This is a genomic window from Streptomyces sp. NPDC032721, assembly GCF_055579625.1.
Genome location: NZ_JBVIMX010000001.1, coordinates 900843 through 921792 on the forward strand (window position 1 = coordinate 900843; position 20950 = coordinate 921792).

The window sequence follows — 20950 nt, forward strand, 5'->3', positions numbered from 1 at the left end:
GCCCCGGCCACGGCTGGTGGTCGTGGGAGGGCAATACGTGGTTGGCCGCGCGGTTCCCCGCGCCCCTGAGTACTCAGGGGCGCGGGGAACTGCGCGAGCAACCACACACCGGCCCGCACGTAACGAACCCCCGGCCCCGCGGCCAGCGGTCTAGGGAAGGGGCGGGGAGGGGCACTCGCCCGCCGCAGGCGCGACGCCGCCCGACGGCTTCGGGCGCCACGCGGCGGCAGCCGCACGTCCGCGCAGCGGGGAGGGGCACCCGACCGTCGCAGGTGCGGCAGCAACCCAGTGGCTCGCCCGTCAGGGCCTGTGACGGGGCCTCACCTGTCTACCGTGTCCCCCATGACCCCGCCCCAAGAAACCCTCCTCGTCATCGGCTCCGACGCCACCGGAATGTCCGCCGCCTCCCAGGCCAGACGCCTCCGCTCCCCCTCCCAGCTGAAGATCGTCGCGTTCGAGCGCGGGCACTACACCTCCTACTCCGCCTGCGGCATCCCCTACTGGGTGGGCGGGGAAGTGGACTCCGCCGACGACCTCATCGCCCGTACCCCCGCCGAGCACCGCGCCCGCGACATCGACCTCCGTATGCGTACCGAGGTCACCGAGATCGACACCGCCAACCACCGTGTGAAGTCCCGTGACCTCGCCACCGGCGACGACTCCTGGACGGACTACGACAAGCTCGTCATCGCCACCGGCGCCCGCCCGATCCGGCCCCCGCTGCCGGGCATCGACGCCCCCGGTGTGCACGGGGTGCAGAACCTTGAGGACGGGCGGGCCCTGATCGAAACCCTGGAACGCCTGGAGGGCGCGGACGGCCGGCGTGCGGTCGTCGTCGGGGCCGGGTACATCGGTGTGGAGATGGCCGAGGCGCTCCTGCACCGGGATTACGAGGTGACCGTCCTGAACCGGGGCGAGCAGCCGATGGCCACCCTCGACCCGGACATGGGCGCCCTGGTCCACGAGGCGATGAACAACATGGGCATCACCACCGTGACGAACGCCGAGGTCACCAAGATCCTGACCGGTTCGGACGGCCGGGTCACCGGGGTGGCCACCGAGGAGGCCACGTACCCCGCCGACGTCGTCGTCCTGGGCATCGGCGTCGAGCCGGAGACCACCCTCGCGAAGGCGGCCGGGCTCCCCCTCGGCCCGTCCGGCGGGCTGGTCACCGATCTGGCCATGCGGGTGCGCGGCCACGACGACATCTGGGCGGGCGGCGACTGCATCGAGGTCCTCGACCTGGTGTCGGGCCGCCCCCGGCACATCCCGCTGGGTACGCACGCCAACAAGCACGGCCAGATCATCGGCTCCGGCGTGGGCGGCGGCTACGGCACGTTCCCCGGGGTCGTCGGCACCGCCGTCAGCAAGGTCTGCGACCTGGAGATCGCCCGTACCGGTCTGCGCGAGAAGGACGCGGCGGCGGAGGGCCTGCAGTTCGTGACCGTACGCATCGAGTCGACGAGCCGGGCCGGCTACTACCCGGGGGCCTCGCTGATGACGGTCAAGATGACCGCCGAACGCGGCACGGGACGCCTGCTCGGCGTCCAGATCGTCGGCCGCGAGGGCGCGGGCAAGCGCGTGGACATCGCGGCCGTCGCCCTCACCGCCAGGATGACGGTCGATCAGATGACCGCCCTGGACCTGGGGTACGCGCCGCCGTTCTCCCCGGTCTGGGACCCGGTCCTGGTCGCCGCCCGCAAGGCGGTGGCGGCGGTCCGCAAGGCGGGCCACTAGGCGGACCAGTAAGCCAGTAAGGCGGGCCGCCAAGCGCGGCCCGCCCCCCGGCAACCCGCGACCGCTCCGTTAGCGGGCCGTCCGCGTGTGGACGTACTCGACGAGCCGGGACAGCGCGTCCGGGTCCATCGACGGCAGCACCCCGTGCCCGAGGTTGAAGATGTGCCCCTCCAGGCGCTCGGCCGCCGCGAGCACCTCGTCCGTCTTCGCCATGACCGCTTCCGGCGTGGCGAAGAGGACGGCGGGGTCGAGGTTGCCCTGGAGGGCCTTGCCGGGGCCGACCCGGCGGGCGGCCTCGTCCAGCGGGACGCGCCAGTCGACGCCGACGACGTCAGCGCCGGCCTCGCCCATCAGGCCGAGCAGTTCACCGGTCCCCACGCCGAAGTGGATCCGGGGCACCCCGTAGGAGGACACCGCGTCGAAGACCTTCGCCGAGGCCGGCATCACGGACTTCACGTAGTCGGCGGGGGCCAGCGCGCCCACCCACGAGTCGAAGAGCTGGACGGCGCTCGCGCCCGCCTCGATCTGCACCTTGAGGAAGTCGCCGGTGATGGCGGCCAGCCGGTCCACGAGGTCGGCCCACAGCTGCGGGTCGCCGTACATCATGGCCTTGGTGTGCTCGTGGTTGCGGGACGGGCCGCCCTCCACGAGGTAGCTCGCGAGGGTGAAGGGCGCGCCCGCGAAACCGATCAGCGGGGTCTCGCCGAGCTCCTCGACGAGCATCCCGATCGCCTCGGTGACGTACCAGACGTCCTCGGGCGTCAGATCGCGCAGCCGGGCCAGGTCGGCGCGCGTACGGATCGGGTCGGCGACGACGGGGCCGACGCCCGGCTTGATGTCGAGGTCGATGCCGATGGCCTTGAGCGGGACGACGATGTCGCTGAAGTAGATGGCGGCGTCGACCTTGTGACGGCGCACCGGCTGGAGGGTGATCTCCTTGACCAGCTCGGGCCGCATGCACGACTCCAGCATCCCAATGCCCTCGCGCACCTTGAGGTACTCGGGCAGCGAGCGCCCCGCCTGCCGCATGAACCACACCGGGGTGTGCGGCACCTCCTCGCGCCTGCACGCCTTGAGGAAGGCGGAATCGTACGTCTTGCTCTGCGCGGGGCCCTTCGCGGCCTGGTTGGCACTCACGCCCAGAATCTTCGCACGCGCGCGGAAGCACTCGCCCCGGGCCGGGTGTCCCTCCCGGCGTAGGGGTCCCCTTCCGCCTACCCTTCCCCGCATGGCTCCGGCTCAGGGACGATTTTCAGATGACGCGCACAGTCACCCACACGGCAGAGACGACAGGGAAGGCACCGAGGAGAACACCGCCCCGCTCCCGTTTCGCCAGGCGGTGGACGCACTGCGCGCCGCCCGGCTCCGTCCCGAGGTGGAAGTCGACCCGACGAAGCCGCCCAAGCGCCTCGCCCCCTACGCGTACGCGCTGGAGGCGGCGGCCGTGGACGGCGACGAGGACCTGGCGGACGGCCGCCTCGTACTGCTCCACGACCCGGCCGGGCACGACGCCTGGCAGGGCACCTTCCGTCTGGTGACGCTCGTACGGGCGGAACTGGAGCCGGAGATGGCCGCAGACCCGCTGCTGCCCGAGGTCTGCTGGTCGTGGCTGACCGGCGCGATGGAGGCGCGCGGCCTCTCCTACGGGGAGGCGAGCGGCACCGTCACCCGGGCCGGTTCGCACTACTTCGGCGGGCTCTCGGACCGGCGGCCCGCCACCCAGATCGAGATCCGGGCCTCCTGGACTCCGCGCGAGGGATTGGGCGGCGTACCGGACACGGCGTCGTACCTGGCCGCCTGGTGCGATCTGCTGTGTCAGGTCGCGGGGCTGCCGCCGGCCCCGCTGACCGGGCAGGAGTCCGGGTTCCAGGGTCTGCACGGCGTGGTGTCGCTGCCGCAGCGACGCGGCCCGCAGACGCCCTGAGGAACGGGTGGCCGGGGGCCTGACGGGCCCTCCGTCCACCGCCCTCATCAGGGACTTCATCGATCACCCATCCGATTTGCCCGAATTGTTACTCATCAATTCGTGATCTTTCCCTAAAGCCGGGCGGGGTTGCTGCCGAAGAGGTCATTGACCCTTCCAGCACGGTTCGCCCGGCTTGATCCCCCCAGCCGGAGCCTTCCCGTCACTTCCCCGGAGGCCTGGTGTCCGTTCTTCTTGAGCAGCCCGCAAGCCTGGTCGGCTACCGGCCGAACAAGCCGACCGCCATGGTCGTCGTGGCCGACCCGCGCGTCCGCTCCACCGTCACCCGTCACCTGTGGGCCCTCGGAGTACGTGACGTCATCGAGGCGTCCTCCATCGCCGAGGCCCGTCCCCGCGTCGGCAGCCCGCGCGACATCTGCGTCGCCGACGTCCACCTGCCCGACGGTTCCGGCCTGACCCTGCTGTCCGAAACCCGGGCGGCGGGCTGGCCCAACGGTCTGGCCCTGTCCGCCGCCGACGACATCGGCGCCGTGCGCAACGCCCTCGCGGGCGGTGTGAAGGGCTACGTCGTCACCGGCACCCGCAATGCCGTCGGCCACCACCCCGGCCGCCCCGGCTCCGCCCCCATCGGGGCCGCCGCAGCCCGTATGCACCGCCGCCCCCCGGGTTCCCCGAGCCACCCGGGTGGCTACCGCGAGCTCTCCGGCCGTGAGGTCGAAGTCCTGCGTCTCGTCGCCGAGGGCCAGTCCAACAAGGCCATCGGCGTCTCCATGGGCCTGTCCGCCCTGACCGTGAAGAGCCACCTGGCGCGCATCGCCCGCAAACTGGGCACGGGCGACCGGGCCGGCATGGTCGCGGTAGCGCTGCGTACCGGCATCATCCACTGATCAGGTACGGACCACGTACTGATCACCTACTGATCGCCTACTGATCACCCGCTGAGCACGCACCGAGCGCGTACTGAGCACCCCGCAGTGTCACCGAGAGTCAGCACCGGGCGTTCCTCCAGGCACCCGGCCCGGCCCTCGCGACAGGCCCTCCGGGCACCAGGAGCCCGACGACGGAACGTTCCGTCGTCGGGCTCCTGCCATACACAGATACCCTTGGCAGGTGACCGACGCCCAAGAGACCGCAGCAGAAGCAGACCTGCGAACCACCGGGGGCGGCCCCCCGGACGACGTCGAACCGGCGCCGATCCCGCTGTTGGAGCCACGGGAGGGCATTCCCCCCGTCGTGGCGACGCAGGAGGCCCTCGACGAAGTGATCGCGGCATTCGCCGCCGGAACCGGCCCCGTGGCCGTCGACGCCGAGCGCGCGTCCGGCTACCGGTACGGCCAGCGCGCCTACCTCGTGCAGCTGCGCCGCGAAGGTGCGGGCAGTGCGCTGATCGACCCGGTCGGCTGCCCCGACCTCTCCGGCCTCGGCGAGGCCATCGCGGACGCGGAGTGGGTGCTGCACGCGGCGACCCAGGACCTTCCCTGTCTGCGCGAAATAGGCATGATCCCCACCCGCATCTTCGACACGGAGCTGGCCGGACGTCTCGCGGGCATCCCGCGCGTCGGCCTCGGCGCCATCGTCGAGAACCTCCTCGGATACGCCCTGGAGAAGGGCCACTCCGCCGTCGACTGGTCCACCCGCCCGCTGCCCGAGCCGTGGCTGCGGTACGCGGCGCTGGACGTGGAGCTTCTCGTCGACCTGCGGGACGCGCTGGAGAAGGAGCTCGACCGGCAGGGCAAGCTGGACTGGGCCCTCCAGGAGTTCCGGGCGATCGCCGAGGCGCCGCCCGCACCGCCGCGCAAGGACCCGTGGCGTCGTACGTCCGGCATGCACAAGGTGCGCGGTCGGCGCAGGCTCGCGGTCGTACGGGAGCTGTGGACCGCCCGGGACAAGATCGCGCAGCGGCGCGACGTGTCGCCGGGGAAGGTGCTCAGCGACGCCGCGATCGTCGAGGCCTCGCTCGCCGTACCGCTGAACGTGAGCGTGCTGGCCGCGCTGCCCGGGTTCGGGCACCGGATGGGGCGGCGTCAGCTGGAGCAGTGGCAGGCCGCGATCGACCGGGCCAAGGCGCTGCCCGACATCGAGCTGCCGCAGCCGGGCCAGGCGGTGGCGGGCCCTCCGCCGCCCCGGTCCTGGGCCGACAAGGACCCGGCGGCGGCCGCACGGCTGTCCGCGGCGCGGGCGGCGGTCTCGGCGCAGGCCGAGGAGATCAACATGCCGCAGGAGAACCTGATCACCCCGGACACCGTGCGCCGGGTGTGCTGGGAGCCGCCGAAGCCCGCGACCGCCGAGAAGGTGGCCGAGGCGCTGGCCGGGTACGGGGCGAGGCAGTGGCAGATCGAGCTGGTGACGCCGCTGCTGGTGGAGGCGCTGACGGCGACGGCGACGGCGGTGCCGGCTTCGTCGGAGTGAGCAGGGTGAGTCGTACGGGGTCGGCGGGCCCGCACCTCGTGGGCCCGCGCCCGGAGAGCCCGCGCCGCCGGGTGCGGCGGCGCGGGTCGGCGACGTAACCTTCGGGACCCTCGGGGCGTCACGAGTAGCGGGTCACCAGGCCGCGCCTGCGGAAGGTGCGCAGCATGCGGCGCAGGGCGAGCAGGCTGAGCAGGATGAGTACGCCGGTGCCCGCGGCGGCGAGCGCGAGTTGGCCCCAGGGCATGGGTCCGCCCGAGGCGAGGGTGCGGCCGACCGCGAAGACGTGCGTGGTCGGCAGGATCTGGGCGATCGGCTGGAGCACCGTGGGCAGCGTGGTGATCGGGTAGAAGACGCCCGACAGCGGCATCACGACCGACAGCGCACCCCAGACGAGGGCCTCGGCCCCGCTGCCGTAGCGGAGCACCAGGCCGACGACCAGCAGGGCCACCGCCCAGCCCGAGGCCAGCAGCAGGGCGGCCACCGGGATCAGTCCCAGGCCGAGCCTGGTGACGTCGAAGGCGTACGCGGCGAAGGCGAGCGCGGCCACGGCGACGGTGCTGGCGGCGGTGCGTGCCAGGGCGAAGACGCCGACGCCCGCGAGGTACTCCCAGTCGCGCATCGGGGTGGCCAGCAGGCCCAGCACATTGCGTGACCAGGTCTCCTCCAGGAAGCCGGTGGCGAGGGAGATCTGCGTCTGGTGGACGAGGTGCCACAGGACGGTGCCGCTGAGGAGGTAGACGGCGACCGTGGTGGTGGCGGACGGGCCCTTACCGGCGGCCTCGGCGGCGAAGAGGCCGATCGAGCCGTAGAGCAGGGTGTCGACCAGGGGCCAGACCAGGACGTCGAAGAAGCGGTGCGGGCTGCGCTTGAGCACCAGCCAGTGGCGTCGGGCCACGGCCAGTACGCGGTGGGCCGAGGCGGCCGCGGGGGTACGCAGGGCGGGGGCTTCGAGGGGCGGTGGGGCGGTGGCGGTCACGGGGTGGACGCCCTTTCTCGGTCGCGCTCGGCTGCCAGGTGGAGGAAGACGCCTTCGAGGTCGTCGCGGCCGAAGGTGCGGGCCACTTCGGCGGGTGCCCCGTCGGCGGCGATGCGGCCGCCGTGCAGGAAGACGACCCGTTCGCAGAGGCGCTCGACCTCGGTCATGTCGTGGCTGGTGACCAGGAGCGCGGTGCCGCGTTCGGCGGAGAGCGCGAGCAGTGCGGTGCGTACGCGCAGGGCGATGTCGGGGTCGAGGGAGGCGGTCGGCTCGTCCAGGATCAGCAGGCTGGGGCGGTGCAGGGCGGCCTTGGCGATGCCGACCAGCGTGCGCTGGCCGCTGGAGAGCTGGGTGCCGATGGCGGCGGCGAGGTGGCCGATGCCGAACCGTTCCAGGGCCTCGGCGACGGCGGTGTGCGGGTCCCGCAGGCCGTAGAGGTCCGCGTACAGCCGCAGGTACTCGCTGACCCGCACCCGGTCGGGCAGCGGCAGGTAGCCCGCGACGAAGCCGACGCCCTGCATGGCGCGGGCCCTGGCGCCGGGCAGCCGGTGGCCGAGGATCTCCACGCTGCCCGCGTCCGGTTCGACGGCACCGAGGCACATGAGGAGGGTGGTGGTCTTGCCCGCGCCGTTGGGGCCGAGGAGCCCGAGACGCTCGCCGGCCCGGACGGTGAGCGTGACGCCGTCTACGGCGCGGCCGCGTGCGTACTCCTTGACGAGGGCGTCCGCGACGAGGACCGGGGGGCGGGGGTCGTCCTGGGAGGGGGTCAGCATGCGGTCACCGCCGGTTCCAGCGGGTCCGCCGGGTCCAGCGACCAGACGAGTTCGGCGCGCAGAGGGCCGGTGCGGGCCAGAAAGTTGCCGTGGTCGGCGGCGAGCGGGGCGAGCTGGGAGCCGTAGCACTGGACGGCCTCGCGTTTGGCGGACCACTGGGCGTCCGTCAGGCGGAGGTCGTGGCGGACGGTGGTGCGGTGGGTGCGGAGCAGGTCCTGGTACGCGAGTCCGCACATCGGACTCTTGGCGAGGGCGCCACTCGCGGCGTCCGTGGCCCACTCGGGGAGGTGGCCGGTGTACGGGAGGTCCGCGTACACCTGGGGCAGCGGGGCGCCGAGCCCGGCGAGCACGTCCATGGCCCGGACGCGCACCTTCTCGTGGTCGGGCTGGTTGCTGCCGAGGGGGACCAACACCTGTGTGGTGGAGGGGAGTTCCTTGAGGAAGACGTCCAGTTCGGTGAGCTCGGCACCGTCCGCGTAGGGGCCGTCGGGGTGGTCGAGCAGGATCTGGGTGACGCCGAGGCGGGCGCAGGCTGCGGCGTCCTCGGCGACCCGGGCCGTGTGCGCCTCGCGTGCTGAGGAGAACCCGCAGACGCCGTCCCACCAGGAGACGGGCGCTTCGGGTGCGGGGGCGCCGCCGTGCACGGTGACGACGGCGACCGGCCCCGGGAGCGTGGCGAGCAGGCCGCCGAGGGAGAAGACGGCGTCGTCGAGGTGCGGGGAGAGGACGACGGTGGCCCAGGGAGCCGGGGGCGGGGTGGGTGTCATGTCAGCTGCTCCGTAAGGGGGTTGGGGCGGAGGGCCAGAGCGTGCGGGGGTCCAGGGCGGCGAAGACGCGGTCCCAGGCGTGGTCGTCGCCCTGCCAGTGGCCCGGCACTTCGGGGACGGTGTCCCAGGCGACGCCGGGCGGCAGTGCGGCCACGCTGCCCGGCGGGGTGCGGCGCAGCCAGAGCAGGGCGAAGCGGTGGCCGGGGTGGCGGCGGGCGAGGAGGTGGTGGAGTCGGGCCAGGTCGGTGTCGGCGAGTTCGTCGAAGGCGTCGTGGTGGACGTACAGCACCCGTCGGGTCGAGCCGGTCAGGTCGCGCCAACGGTCGGCGAGGTGGGTGAACTTGGCTCGGACCGTGGGGAGTTGATCCTCGATGTCGGTGGGAGTGAGGGGCTGGCCGGGCTGTGGGTGGAACTCGTGGAAGAAGCGGATGCCGGTGCCTCGGTCGTGCGCGCAGAGCCCGTCGCTGAAGGGTTCCGTGCTGCCGGGCAGCAGTACGTTCCTGAAGTCGGTGTCCAGGAGGGTGAGGACGGACTCGAAGTCGAGGTCGAGCCAGTCGAAGAAGTGCGCGCGTTCGTCGCCGGTGATGCGGCGGATCTGGTGGGTGGACTCGCAGTGGTAGCCGAGGCCGACGCAGGTGTCGTACGGGGGTGGTGGGGGCATGTGGTGTCCCGTCTCGGGCGGGGGTGGGGTTCTCGTTACGTCAGTTGCGCAAGGGGCCGGTCCAGTGGAGGCCGGTGAGGAGTTCCGCTGCCGCCATGGCGTTGGCGAGGCCCGCTCCTCGGGTGAGGAGGGTCGGGGCGACGGGCAGTGGGGCGGGGGTCAGGCCCATTTCGACCGTGATCAGGTCCGGGCGGCGGGCGCGGAGCGATTCCAGGGCTGCTTGCTGCCAGGGGTCGCGGGCGGCGTCCCGTACGACCACGACCACGACCATGGGCTCGGTGCCGGTGCCGTTCCCCTCGGGGAGGGGGATGGTGTCGGGGGCGGTGCCCGGCTCCACCTCCGCCGTGGAGGCGAGTCGGCCGAGGCGGTCCAGGCTCGGGGCGATTCCCCAAGGGGCCTCCCCCACGGCCATGTTGGTGCCCGCGCCGAGGCGCAGGACGTGGACGGGGCCGGGCAGTGGGAGGGCGGGGAGGGCGACCTTGGCGAGGGCTCGGCGGGCGGCGGTGAGGCCGATGGGGGTGGGAGTGGTTCCTTGTCGCGGGCCCTGGGGGGTTGCCCAGGCGCGCAGGGCCGCGACGCGGGCGGCGGCCTCCTCCAGGCGGTCGATCGTCAACTCTCCGTCGCGCAGCGCGCGTTCGACCGCTTCGTAGACCTCGGGGAGGATCTTCTCACCGTCCGTCGCGCCCAACAGGACCAGGTCGACCCCTGCGGACCAGGCCAGCACAGCGGCTCCGCCGAAGCCCCAGCGGTCGCGGATCGGGGCCATTTCCAGGGCGTCGCTGATGACGACGCCGTCGTAGCCGAGTTCCTCGCGCAGCAGTCCCGTGATGACGCGGCGGCTGAGGGTGGCGGGCAGGTCGTCGAGGTGTGGGAGGCGGATGTGACCGGTCATCACGGCTTTGGCGCCTGCGGCGAACCCCTGGGCGAACGGGGGCAGTTCGACGGCGCGCAGGACGTCGAGCGAGCGGGGGATGTCCGGCAGCCAGTCGTGGGAGTCGGTGCCGGTGTCGCCGTGGCCCGGGAAGTGCTTGAGGGTGGCGGCCACTCGGCGGCTCTGGAGGCCTTCGACGAAGGCGGTGGTGTGGCGGGCGACCAGGTCGGGGGTGGGGCCGAAGGAGCGTACGCCGATGATCGGGTTGGTGGGGCGGGAGTTGACGTCCGCGCACGGGGCCAGGCAGAGGTTGATGCCGGTCTCGCGGAGGTCGTCGCCGATGGCTTCGGCCACTTGGCGGGTGAGGGCGGGGTCGTCGACGGCGCCGAGGGCGTGGTTGCCCGGGTAGATGCTGCCTCGGTGGTAGTCGAGGCGGGTGACGTCGCCGCCTTCCTCGTCGAGGGCGATGAGGGCGTCGGGGCGGACGGCGCGGAGGGGGTCGACTATGTCGGTGCGGAGGGGGCCGCCGGCGGGGAGGAGGTTGGTGCCGAAGAGGGCGGCGCCGGCCAGGCCCTGGTCCAGGGCGTGTTTGATCCAGTCGGGTGGGGTGCGGCCGTCGTAGGCGGGGAGGAGGCAGGCGTTTACGAGGGTGGGGAGGGGGGTGGTTGGGGGCATGGGGGTGCACCTTTGGGAGGAGGAGGGGTTGGGGGTGGGGTGGGGTGGGGCGGGGGTACGGGGGGCTCCCGGGGCCACTTGGGGGCGGGCGGGGGTGGGGGTTGGGCGGCCGGGGGGTGCGGGGCCATGGCGGAGGTGGGGCGGGGGCTAGGGGTGCGGCTCCGTCGGGGGCCGCCCCCTTGCCCGCCCGTTCCGCCCCCGGGGGGCGGCCCCGCCGCCCAAGGGGGCTCGGGGGTGGGGGTGGCTCCGCCGCCCAAGGGGGCTCGGGGGCGTAGGCGGCTTCGCCGCGTGAAGGGCGGGGGGGCGGCCCGCCGACCGAGGGGGCGGGGGCGTAGCGGCCCGCCGACCGAGGGAGGGCGTAGCGGACCCACCAGGCAGGGGGCGGGGCTGCCGTGCCCGGGGGCTTGTGGTGGGGTTTCGTGTTGGAGGGGTTAGGGGGTGGTGCGGCGTAGGGTCAGGGCTGTGCTGCCTCGTTTGCTCAGGTAGGCGCGGGCGCCGCAGACGGGTTCCAGGGCAGGGGCTACCAGGACTGTTTCTTCCAGGAGTTCCCAGTGCGGGGTGGTGGCCAGCCACGGGCGTACGCGCTCCGCCAGGGCGGCGGGTTCCAGGGCGAGGAGGACCAGGTCGGTGGGCAGGTCGTCCAGGAGGGCGAGGTCCTGCCCGTAATAGAGCATCTCGATCAGCAGGTACGCGGCTCCCGGCAGCCCCGGTTCCCCGGTGCGGTCCGCCAGGTCCGCGAGGTCGTGCGGGTGGACCCGTATCTCCTCGCCCTGCGGGCCGTTCTCGACCCGTGCCGCGAGCCGGTCGCGGAAGAGTGGGTTGGGTTCGGTCGCGTCGACCTCGTACCCCTTGGCGGCGAGGCGGACGGTGAGGGCTCCCTCGCAGGCGCCCACCTCGACCAGCGGTCCCTCGCCGGGCAGTCGGTGCCGGGCGACCCAGGCGGTGGTGGCGTCGAGCCTGGTCCTCTCGTACTCGGAGGTGTCGAACTCCCACGGGTCGGCCACCGTCGCCGCCTCCTCGTCGAGGCTGGCCAACAGGGCGAACAGGCCCTCCCGTTCACGCGGCCCCTCGGTGGTGAAGAAGCGTTCGGTGGCCGGGACGCGGGCCGTGTAGATCATGAATTCGGGCGAGTCGCTGCTCAGCAGCTCGCCGCAGTACCGGTTGACGAAGTCGAGCTTCGCGGCGACCTGGTCCCGGTCCAGCGGGCGGTCCTCGTCACTGACGAACTGGAGGTACGGGGAGTAGCCGACGGCATGCCGCACGGGCAGACCGTGTTCGGCGGCGGCGACGTCCCGGCCGACCCGGCCGCGTCCACGGCGGTTGTCGGCGGGCGAGTGCGTCCACACCCGGGCCTCCCGGCCGTCCGCCGCCCCGGTCAGCAGTTCCGCCAGTTTCTCCGGTCCTGGCGAGAGCGCCGGGGCGTCCGGGGTGCGCACCTGCGGGGCGAGCACGGCGAGCCGCTCGGCGAGGCTGCCGCCGGGCGGCAGGGTCAGCCAGTGTCCGGTGTCGCAGCACAGCACGCGGACCTCGCCGCCCGCCGGACCCGAGCCCGAGCCCGCTTCCGAGAGCACGGACAGGAAGTCCAGGGCAGCGTCCTCGGCCCTCAGAACGACCACTAAGTCGAGCAAGATCTTTTCCCATCAGCAGACACAGCACAGCAGAAAAGAGGAGGTGAGGGGGTTTTCGCGGCCCAGTGGCACGCGATCTTGAGCCGACTCTAAGGCCTACCGAGGAGTATGGTCCAGACCAATTTTCCAGCCGGAAAAGGGAACCGGAAGGCCTCGATTCCCGTGCGGGGAACGACAGTTCGAGCCGGGTGAATCCGCTGGCCGCACACCCCGCGAAGCCCGCCGGGCGCCGCATACCGGACCGGAAGCGGCGCACACTTTCCGCCACGGGCAGCCCCTGGAGGGCGGGCGCACGGGCCGCCCGACCGGGCCGATCTCGTCACACCCCTGAAACAGCCGCCGCCTCCCCGGTGGCCGCGAGGTGTCTCGCTGATTGACTCGCCGCCATGAAGACGGTCAGCACGTACGACACGTGGATACGGGAGTTCGAGGAGCGGGCACAGCGGCGCGAGGTACTCGGCGATCCCGCGTGGGAGCGCGGCGCCAGGCTGCCTCCCGCGATACGGCGCAGCGTGCAGCGGTTCCAGGTCGGCGAGTCCGGGGACGGGGCGAACCTGATCGCCAAGGCCGTGGGCGCGGGCGACCCGGTGTACGCGGCGGCAGTGCGTCTGTTCGTCGCGGAGGAGCAGAACCACGCCCGGATGCTGGGGCTGCTGCTGGCGGCGGACGGGTCCCCGACGATCGCCTCGCACTGGACGGACACCGTGTTCGTACGGCTGCGGCGGCTGCTCGGGCTGCGGATGGAGCTGCTGGTGCTGATGGTGGCGGAGGTGGTGGCGCTGCGGTACTACCGGGCCCTGCGGGACGGGAGTGACGACACGCTGACGGCCGAGGTGGCGGGACGGATCCTGGCGGACGAGGAACGGCACGTTCCGTTCCACTGCGCCCGGCTGCGGGCCTCGCTGGCGGAGCTGCCGCGACCGGTACGCGGGCCGGTGATGTGGTGCTGGCGCGGGCTGCTGGCGGGCGCCGCCGTGGTGGTGGCGAAGGACCACGGGCCCGCGCTGGTACGGCTGGGGGTGGGCCGGCGGCGCTTCGTGGCGGAGACGACGGGCGGGGCACGGGAAATCGCGCGGGACGTCGCGGGGGCCGTCACGGGAACGCCGCGCGGGAGGTGACGGGACCGGCACGGGGGGTCGTCGCGAGGCCCCCTCGGCCCGGTCCGCGAATGTGACCTTCGCCGCTTGGGCCGAGAAGGGTGGGCAGCTTGGTTACTCGTAAGTAGCATGGGGCTGTGCGGTGCGCCCACCTCGGCGCATCCGCGTACCGGCAGCAGCACCACCCCGCACCCCGGAGGAGAGCCAATCGTGCCTCGTACCGTCAGGGACGTCGTCTTCGTCGACGGCGTCCGCACCCCGTTCGGCAAGGCGGGCCCGAAGGGCATCTACCACGAGACCCGGGCCGACGACCTCGTCGTGAAGGCGATCCGCGAACTGCTGCGCCGCAACCCGGACCTCGACCCCGCGCGCGTGGACGAGGTCGCGATCGCCGCGACCACCCAGATCGGCGACCAGGGCCTGACCCTCGGCCGTACCGCCGGCATCCTGGCCGGTCTGCCGACCTCGGTCCCCGGCTTCTCGATCGACCGCATGTGCGCCGGCGCGATGACCGCCGTGACGTCCGTGGCGGGCGGCGTGGCCTTCGGTGCGTACGACATCGCCCTCGCGGGCGGCGTCGAGCACATGGGCCGCCACCCCATGGGCGAGGGCGTGGACCCCAACCCTCGCTTCGTCTCCGACAAGCTGGTCGACGAGTCCGCCCTCTTCATGGGCATGACCGCCGAGAACCTGCACGACCGCTACCCGGCGATCACCAAGCAGCGCGCCGACGAGTACGCGGTGCGCTCGCAGGAGAAGGCCGCCAAGGCGTACGCGGACGGCAAGATCCAGGCCGACCTGGTGCCGGTGTCCGTGCGCCGCACCAACGCCGAAGCGGGCGAGACCGGTTGGGGCCTGGCCACCACCGACGAGCCGATGCGCCCGGGTACGACGCTGGAGTCCCTCGCGGGCCTCAAGACGCCGTTCCGCCCGCACGGCCGCGTCACCGCCGGTAACGCCGCCGGTCTGAACGACGGTGCCACCGCCTCCCTGATCGCCGCCGAGGACGTCGCGCGCGAGCTGGGCCTGCCGGTCAAGATGCGTCTGGTGTCGTACGCCTTCGCGGGCGTCGAGCCCGAGGTCATGGGCATCGGCCCGGTCCCGGCGACCGAGAAGGCCCTCGCCAAGGCGGGCCTGTCCATCGAGGACATCGGCCTGTTCGAGATCAACGAGGCCTTCGCCGTCCAGGTGCTGGCCATGCTCGACCACTTCGGCATCGCCGAGGACGACGCGCGCGTGAACCAGTACGGCGGCGCCATCGCCTTCGGCCACCCCCTCGCCTCCTCCGGCGTACGCCTGATGACGCAGCTGGCCCGCCAGTTCGAGGAGCAGCCGCACGTCCGCTACGGCCTGACGAGCATGTGCGTCGGCTTCGGCATGGGCGGCACGGTCATCTGGGAGAACCCGCACTTCAACGGAGGCGACGACAAGTGAGCACCACCACCACTGAGCTTCTGAAGGGCGCGGCCGAGCTGTTCCCGGACGAGGTCGTCACGCAGGCGCACGTACGCCACCTCGCCCTGCCGGGCGGCGCGGGCAACTTCGCCCTGATCACGCTCGACAACGGCCTGGACCACACCAAGCCGACCACCTTCGGACCGCAGTCGCTGGCGAACCTCAACGCCGCCGTCGACCAGGTCGAGAAGGAGGCCGCCGAGGGCAGGATCGTCGGTATCGGCATCACCGGCAAGCCGTTCATCTTCGCGGTCGGCGCCGACCTCAAGGGCGTCGAGCTGCTCAAGCGCCACGAGGACGCGCTCGCCATCGGCAAGGGCGGCCACGACGTCTTCCGCCGCCTGTCGGGCCTGGCCGTCCCCACCTTCGCGTACTACAACGGCGCGGCGATGGGCGGCGGCGTCGAGGTCGGTCTGCACTGCACCTACCGCACGGTGTCGCAGTCGCTGCCCGCCTTCTCGCTCCCCGAGGTCTTCCTCGGTCTGGTCCCGGGCTGGGGCGGCTGCGCGCTGCTCCCGAACCTGATCGGCGCCGACAAGGCCGTCTCGGTCATCATCGAGAACTCGCTCAACCAGAACCGCCAGCTCAAGGGCAAGCAGGTCTTCGAGCTCGGCATCGCCGACGCGATCTTCGAGGGCGCGGACTTCCTGGAGCAGTCGCTGATCTGGACCTCCTCGGTCCTGCGCGGCGAGCTTGAGGTCGTACGCCCGGAGATCGACCGGGGCGAGGCCTGGGACGCCGCCGTCGCGCGCGGCCGCTTCATCGCGGACTCCAAGGTGCACGGCGCCGCCCCGGCCGCGTACCGCGCCCTGGACATCATCGAGGCCGCCAAGTCCGGTGACCTGTCGGCCGGTTTCGACGCCGAGGACCAGGCGCTCGCCGACCTGATCATGGGCGGTGAACTGCGCTCCGGCATCTACGCGTTCAACCTGGTGCAGAAGCGCGCCAAGCGCCCGGCCGGTGCGCCGGACAAGAACCTGGCGCGCCCGGTCACCAAGGTCGGCGTCGTCGGTGCGGGCCTGATGGCCTCGCAGCTCGCGCTCCTCTTCCTGCGCCGCCTCGAAGTGCCGGTCGTCCTGACCGACATCGACCAGGAGCGGGTCGACAAGGGTGTGGGCTACGTCCACTCCGAGATCGAGAAGCTGCTCGGCAAGGGCCGCATCAACCAGGACAAGGCCAACCGCCTCAAGGCGCTGGTCTCGGGCGTCCTGGACAAGGCCGAGGGCTTCTCCGACGCCGACTTCATCATCGAAGCGGTCTTCGAGGAGATGTCGGTCAAGCAGACCGTCTTCGCCGAGGTCGAGGCGGTCGCCCCGGCGCACGCCATCCTCGCCACGAACACCTCCTCCCTCTCGATCACCGAGATGGCGTCGAAGCTCAAGAACCCCGAGCGGGTCGTCGGCTTCCACTTCTTCAACCCGGTCGCGATCCTCCCCCTGCTGGAGATCGTGCGCGGCGAGAAGACGGACGACGCGTCGCTGGCCACGGCCTTCGGCGTCGCCCGCAAGCTCAAGAAGACGGCCGTCCTGGTCAAGGACGCCCCGGCCTTCGTGGTCAACCGCATCCTGACCCGCTTCATGGGCGAGATCCAGAACGTCATCGACGAGGGCACCCCGGTCGCCGTCGCCGAGAAGGCCGTCGAGCCGCTCGGCCTGCCGATGTCGCCGCTGGTCCTGCTGGAGCTGGTCGGCCCGGCCATCGGCCTGCACGTCTCGGAGACCCTGAACCGCGCCTTCCCGGAGCGCTTCACCGTCTCGCCGAACCTGGCCGCCGTGGTCAAGGCCGGCAAGCGCGGCTTCTACGTCTACGACTCGGGTGCCCCGGTCCTGGACCCCGAGGTCGCCGCACTCCTGAAGCAGGGCGACACCGTCCTGACGGAGGAGCAGGTCCGCGACCGCGTCATGTCGGCGGTCGCCGAGGAGATCGGCCTGATGCTCGACGAGAACGTCGTCGCCGAGGCCCAGGACATCGACCTGTGCCTGATCACCGGCGCCGGCTGGCCCTTCCACCTGGGCGGCATCACGCCGTACCTGGACCGCGAGGGCTACTCGGAGCGCGTCACCGGGAAGAAGTTCCTGGCGGCGGGCGTGGCGAGCGTGCCCGCGTAGGTGCGATGAACTGAGCACTGCCTGAGGGCGGGCTGTACGGGAATCTCCCGTACAGCCCGCTTTCGCGTTTCCGGACACCGGTGGGTACGGGGGGCTGTGCGACGCTGACCGCATGACATCCGTGCCCCCGCCCCTGCCCCTCCTCGTCGTGGACGCCGCCAATGTCGTCGGGTCCGTACCCGACGGCTGGTGGAAGGACCGGCGCGGTGCGGCCGAGCGGCTGCGGGACCGGCTGCCGGTGTACGCGGCCGAGGGGATCGACGGACTGCCGGGGCCCGTCGATCTCGTGCTGGTCGTGGAGGGCGCGGCCCGGGGTGTGGAGTCGGTGGCGGGGGTGCGGGTGGTTTCCGCGCCCGGCAGCGGTGACGACCGCATCGTCGAGGTCGTCGCGGAGCGCGAGCACGAGGAGTGCGTGGTGGTCACCGCCGACCGTGAACTGCGGCGGCGGGTCGAGGAGTACGGGGCCCGGTGCGTGGGCCCGCGTACCGTGCGCGGTGCCTGAACCGGGACCGCACCGGCCGACCGGAGCTACCGGAACTACCGGCGCTGGTAGACCACCGCGCCGCCCACCGACGCCACCCGTACGTAGCGGTCGTCGAGGATCCTGCGCAGGGTCGGTATCCGGTCGGGGCCGTACGGCTTGCCCCGGGAGTCGTCGACGATGACCTTCGGCGGGTGTGCGGCGAGTTCGGCGCGGAAGTGGGTCCAGCTGCCCTCGACCCCGTACTGTTCGCCGACCGTCGCGCCGTCGCCGGCCCGGCCGCCGCTGAAGTTCGTGAGCAGGCCCGCGGTGAGATAGCGGCTCGCGGGGGTGCGGTCGGCCAGCCAGTACGTCTCGGGGTGCATGCCCCAGACCAGGACGCGGTCGGCCGGGGCGGTGCGGGTGCGGATGGCTTCGGCGACGCGCTGCGCGTGGACCAGTTCGGCGCGGGGGGCGAGGAACCCCCAGGTGACGAAGGCCGCGCAGGTGACTGCCGTGACGGTGAGCGCGGTGGTGGTCCAGCGGCGGGGCAGGTCGTGCAGGGCGACCGTCGCCAGCAGGGCCAGCGGCGGCATCAGTTGCAGGTAGTAGTGGCCGAAGAAGTGGAAGCCGGTCGTCACGGCGACCGCGGAGGCCGCCAGCCAGAGCCACAGGTCAGCGCCCGGTGCCTTCGGGCGGCGCAGCAGCGGGACGAGCAGGCCGATGCACGCCCCGGCCAGGATCAGCGCGTTGCCCAGGCCCCGGCCGAGCGCGTGCAGTCCGGAGCCGGCGAGGTCCGCGTACGAGCCGGAGCCCGTGACCACCCAGAACAGGAAGCGGGACGGACCGGTGGCCAGCGCCACCGCCACCACCGGGACGGCGAAGCCGAGGGCGGTGCGCAGGAGGGCGAGGGACCGCCCGCCTGCGGGCGAGCGCCCTCCCGGGCGGGTCCCGGGCCGCCCGGTCGCTCCCGCCGTCGTCCAGAGCAGCCACAGCACCGGCAGCAGCACCGCACCGCCCGTCTGTTTCGTCAGGAACGCGGCGGCCACCGCCACCCCCGCCCAGGTCCAGGCCCCCCGGTCCGCGCACCACACGGCGAGTGCCGTGCAGGGCAGCATGAACAGCCCGAAGGATGCCGCCTGGGTGTCCTCCGGCGGCATCCCCACCGAGATGAGCAGGAAGAGGATTCCCGCCACCGCCCCCGCACGGTCGCCCCAGCGGTGGCGGGCCAGGGAGGCGAGGAGCGCGGCGGTGGTGAGGAGCGCCAGGACCGCGAGGAGCTTGAGCGGGAGGAGCGAGTCGTCGCCGAAGAGCGCGAAGGCGGCTTCGTACAGCCAGGGGAGGAAGGGGGGCTTGCGGTCGACGACCGTGTCGTACAGCGTCCCGCCGGCGGCGAGTTGGCGGGCCTGGACGGCGAGGAAGCCCTCGTCCGGATTCCAGAGCGGGTGGAGGAAGGAGGGGATGCGGGTGAGCACCGCCAGCAGCGCGAGGACCGGCAGGAGCCGCAGCCAGTAGGCGGCGGCCCGGACGGGGCCGGTGGCGGGTGCCCCGGTCGCGTCCCCGGTGCCGGTGGCGGACGTCCCGGTGCCGCTCCCGGTCCCGGTCGTCGGAGGCTGGGTGGTGTTCATGTCCCACAACGTATCCGGCCCCGCGGATCGCCGTCGGGGCGCGTCCACAGGGCCGGAGAGTTGTCGTACTAATGCCTCGGCAGGCCTACACCGGGGGCCGTGTGCCGGTCCCCCGCTCCGCCCGCCGCAGGGCGCCCAGCTTGCTGTGTTTCTTCCCGTACCCGAAGTACAGGGCCACCCCGATCACCATCCACACCCCGAACCGCAGCCAGGTCTCCGCGGGCAGGTTCAGCATCAGCCACAGCGACGCCAGCACCGACAGCGCCGGGACCAGCGGGACCAGCGGCGTCCTGAAGGAGCGCGGCAGGTCCGGGCGCTGGCGGCGCAGGATGACGACGCCGATCGCGACCACGACGAACGCGAAGAGCGTGCCGATGTTGACCAGTTCGGCGAGCTCGTCGATGGAGGTGAAGCCCGCGACGACGGCCACGACCGCGCCGAGCAGGATCGTCGAGCGGTACGGGGTCCCGAAGCGCGGGTGGACGTGCGAGAACGTCTTGGGGAGCAGGCCGTCGCGGCTCATCGCGAAGAAGACCCGGGACTGGCCCAGGAGCAGGATCATACAGACCGAGGTCAGGCCGACGGCCGCGCCGAAGCTGATCAGGCCCGCCCAGAAGGGATGGCCGACCGATTTGAAGGCGTCGGCGAGCGGTGCGTCCGTCGAGAGCGTGTCGTACTTCTGCATGCCGGTCACGACGATCGACACGGCCACGTAGAGCAGCGTGCAGATGATCAGGGAGCCGAGGATGCCGCGCGGGACGTCGCGCTGTGGGTTGTGGGTCTCCTCGGCGGCGGTGGCGACGATGTCGAAGCCGATGAACGCGAAGAAGACGACGGCCGCCGCGGTGAAGATGCCCATCACGCCGAAGCTGGTCGGGGTGAACCCGAAGATCAGCTGGACGAGCGGGGCGGTGAGCCCGGTGCCGCCCTCGGTCTCCTGGGACGGCGGGACGAACGGCTTGTAGTTGGCGCCGGTGATGAAGAAGGCGCCGACGATGATGACGAGGAGGACCACCGTCACCTTGATGGCGACGATGATGCCGGTCACCCGGGAGGAGAGCTTCATTCCGGCGACCAGGATCGCGGTGATGACCAGCACCAGGATGCACGCCAGCAGGTCGAAGCCGAACTTTCCGTCGTGGGTGCCGGACAGGAAGTCCGGGAGGTGGAACCCGGCCGTGTCGAGCAGTGAGCGCATATAGCCGGACCAGCCGACCGCGACCACCGCACAGCCGAGCGCCAGCTCCAGGATCAGGTCCCAGCCGATGATCCAGGCGGGCAGTTCGCCGAGTGAGGCGTACGAGAAGGTGTACGCGGAGCCCGCGACCGGGACGGTGGACGCGAACTCGGCGTAACAGAGCGCCGCGAGGCCGCAGACGACGCCCGCGACGACGAAGGCCAGTGCGACGGAGGGTCCCGCCGTTTCCTTGGCGATCTTGCCGGTCAGGACGAAGATGCCGGTGCCGATGATCACCCCGACGCCGAAGACCGTGAGGTCGAGGGCGGAGAGGGACTTCTTGAGTGCGTGTTCGGGTTCTTCGGTGTCCCGGATCGACTGTTCGACCGTCTTGGTCCGGAAGACGCCGTTCTGGTTCCTGCTGCTGTTTCTGCTGGTGGGTCCTTGTGCTGTGCTCACCGGCGCACCTCCGCCTGTCGGCCGTCGCCCAACTCTTGAGTGAGCGAGTCTCCGCAATGATGGTGATCACTCATCCGGGACCACGAGGGGTGCGTTCGGGTTTCACCCAATAGGACGAAGCCATACGAAAAGGCCCTGACCGGGT

General features: G+C 72.2%; 17 protein-coding genes. 8 read left to right on the forward strand and 9 right to left on the reverse strand.

Annotated features, from left to right (window positions below; all coding sequences use genetic code 11):
* Positions 1–342: 342 nt before the first annotated feature.
* Entirely contained in the window at positions 343–1737 is a 1395-nt protein-coding gene (locus tag ACZ5PB_RS03860) for an FAD-dependent oxidoreductase (protein WP_468687496.1), read from the forward strand.
* A gap of 69 nt (positions 1738–1806) precedes the next feature.
* Here the strand turns inward: ACZ5PB_RS03860 and hemE are convergent, their stop codons facing one another.
* On the reverse strand, positions 1807–2874 hold the full coding sequence (gene hemE / locus ACZ5PB_RS03865; protein ID WP_468687498.1) for a uroporphyrinogen decarboxylase: 1068 nt from the start codon (positions 2872–2874) through the stop codon (positions 1807–1809).
* 91 nt (positions 2875–2965) lie between these two features.
* Between hemE and ACZ5PB_RS03870 the strand changes: the two genes are divergently transcribed.
* The 3 genes from ACZ5PB_RS03870 (at position 2966) to ACZ5PB_RS03880 (ending at position 6070) form a co-directional block, all read left to right on the forward strand.
* Complete coding sequence (locus ACZ5PB_RS03870) at positions 2966–3661, forward strand: DUF3000 domain-containing protein (RefSeq protein WP_468687499.1); 696 nt, start codon at positions 2966–2968, stop codon at positions 3659–3661.
* 221 nt (positions 3662–3882) lie between these two features.
* Positions 3883–4548: a LuxR C-terminal-related transcriptional regulator gene (locus ACZ5PB_RS03875; protein ID WP_468687501.1), complete on the forward strand. Its 666-nt coding sequence runs from the start codon at positions 3883–3885 to the stop codon at positions 4546–4548.
* Positions 4549–4771: 223 nt separating this feature from the next.
* Positions 4772–6070: an HRDC domain-containing protein gene (locus ACZ5PB_RS03880; RefSeq protein WP_468687503.1), complete on the forward strand. Its 1299-nt coding sequence runs from the start codon at positions 4772–4774 to the stop codon at positions 6068–6070.
* 118 nt (positions 6071–6188) lie between these two features.
* Here ACZ5PB_RS03880 and ACZ5PB_RS03885 read toward each other — a convergent pair whose 3' ends face one another.
* From ACZ5PB_RS03885 to ACZ5PB_RS03910, 6 genes are all read right to left on the reverse strand, one after another.
* Positions 6189–7046, reverse strand: coding sequence for an ABC transporter permease (locus tag ACZ5PB_RS03885; protein WP_468687506.1), 858 nt, complete (start codon positions 7044–7046; stop codon positions 6189–6191).
* On the reverse strand, positions 7043–7819 hold the full coding sequence (locus tag ACZ5PB_RS03890) for an ABC transporter ATP-binding protein (RefSeq protein ID WP_468687507.1): 777 nt from the start codon (positions 7817–7819) through the stop codon (positions 7043–7045). The genes ACZ5PB_RS03885 and ACZ5PB_RS03890 overlap by 4 nt, the downstream gene beginning before the upstream one ends.
* The gene (locus ACZ5PB_RS03895; RefSeq protein ID WP_468687508.1) at positions 7813–8586 is read right to left on the reverse strand and encodes a PIG-L deacetylase family protein; all 774 of its coding nucleotides are present in this window, start codon (positions 8584–8586) and stop codon (positions 7813–7815) included. Before ACZ5PB_RS03895 ends, ACZ5PB_RS03890 begins: the two co-directional genes overlap by 7 nt.
* Before the next feature lies 1 nt (position 8587).
* Complete coding sequence (locus tag ACZ5PB_RS03900) at positions 8588–9247, reverse strand: DUF1796 family putative cysteine peptidase (RefSeq protein WP_468687511.1); 660 nt, start codon at positions 9245–9247, stop codon at positions 8588–8590.
* Between the two features lie 40 nt (positions 9248–9287).
* Positions 9288–10793, reverse strand: a complete 1506-nt coding sequence (locus tag ACZ5PB_RS03905) for a glycoside hydrolase family 3 protein (RefSeq protein ID WP_468687513.1) — start codon at positions 10791–10793, stop codon at positions 9288–9290.
* Between the two features lie 431 nt (positions 10794–11224).
* Entirely contained in the window at positions 11225–12421 is a 1197-nt protein-coding gene (locus ACZ5PB_RS03910) for an SAM-dependent methyltransferase (protein WP_468687515.1), read from the reverse strand.
* A 386-nt stretch (positions 12422–12807) separates the two neighbouring features.
* Between ACZ5PB_RS03910 and ACZ5PB_RS03915 the strand changes: the two genes are divergently transcribed.
* From ACZ5PB_RS03915 to ACZ5PB_RS03930, 4 genes are all read left to right on the forward strand, one after another.
* Positions 12808–13539 (forward strand): ferritin-like domain-containing protein, encoded by a 732-nt coding sequence (locus ACZ5PB_RS03915; protein ID WP_468687517.1) that lies wholly within the window; start codon positions 12808–12810, stop codon positions 13537–13539.
* A 189-nt stretch (positions 13540–13728) separates the two neighbouring features.
* Entirely contained in the window at positions 13729–14952 is a 1224-nt protein-coding gene (locus ACZ5PB_RS03920) for a thiolase family protein (protein ID WP_468687519.1), read from the forward strand.
* Positions 14949–17081 (forward strand): 3-hydroxyacyl-CoA dehydrogenase NAD-binding domain-containing protein, encoded by a 2133-nt coding sequence (locus tag ACZ5PB_RS03925; protein WP_468687521.1) that lies wholly within the window; start codon positions 14949–14951, stop codon positions 17079–17081. Before ACZ5PB_RS03920 ends, ACZ5PB_RS03925 begins: the two co-directional genes overlap by 4 nt.
* 112 nt (positions 17082–17193) lie before the next feature.
* Complete coding sequence (locus ACZ5PB_RS03930; RefSeq protein ID WP_468687522.1) at positions 17194–17583, forward strand: NYN domain-containing protein; 390 nt, start codon at positions 17194–17196, stop codon at positions 17581–17583.
* Between the two features lie 35 nt (positions 17584–17618).
* Here the strand turns inward: ACZ5PB_RS03930 and ACZ5PB_RS03935 are convergent, their stop codons facing one another.
* Positions 17619–19169, reverse strand: coding sequence for a glycosyltransferase family 39 protein (locus ACZ5PB_RS03935; protein WP_468687524.1), 1551 nt, complete (start codon positions 19167–19169; stop codon positions 17619–17621).
* Positions 19170–19254: 85 nt separating this feature from the next.
* Positions 19255–20805, reverse strand: coding sequence for an amino acid permease (locus ACZ5PB_RS03940; protein ID WP_468687525.1), 1551 nt, complete (start codon positions 20803–20805; stop codon positions 19255–19257).
* Positions 20806–20950: the final 145 nt, after the last annotated feature.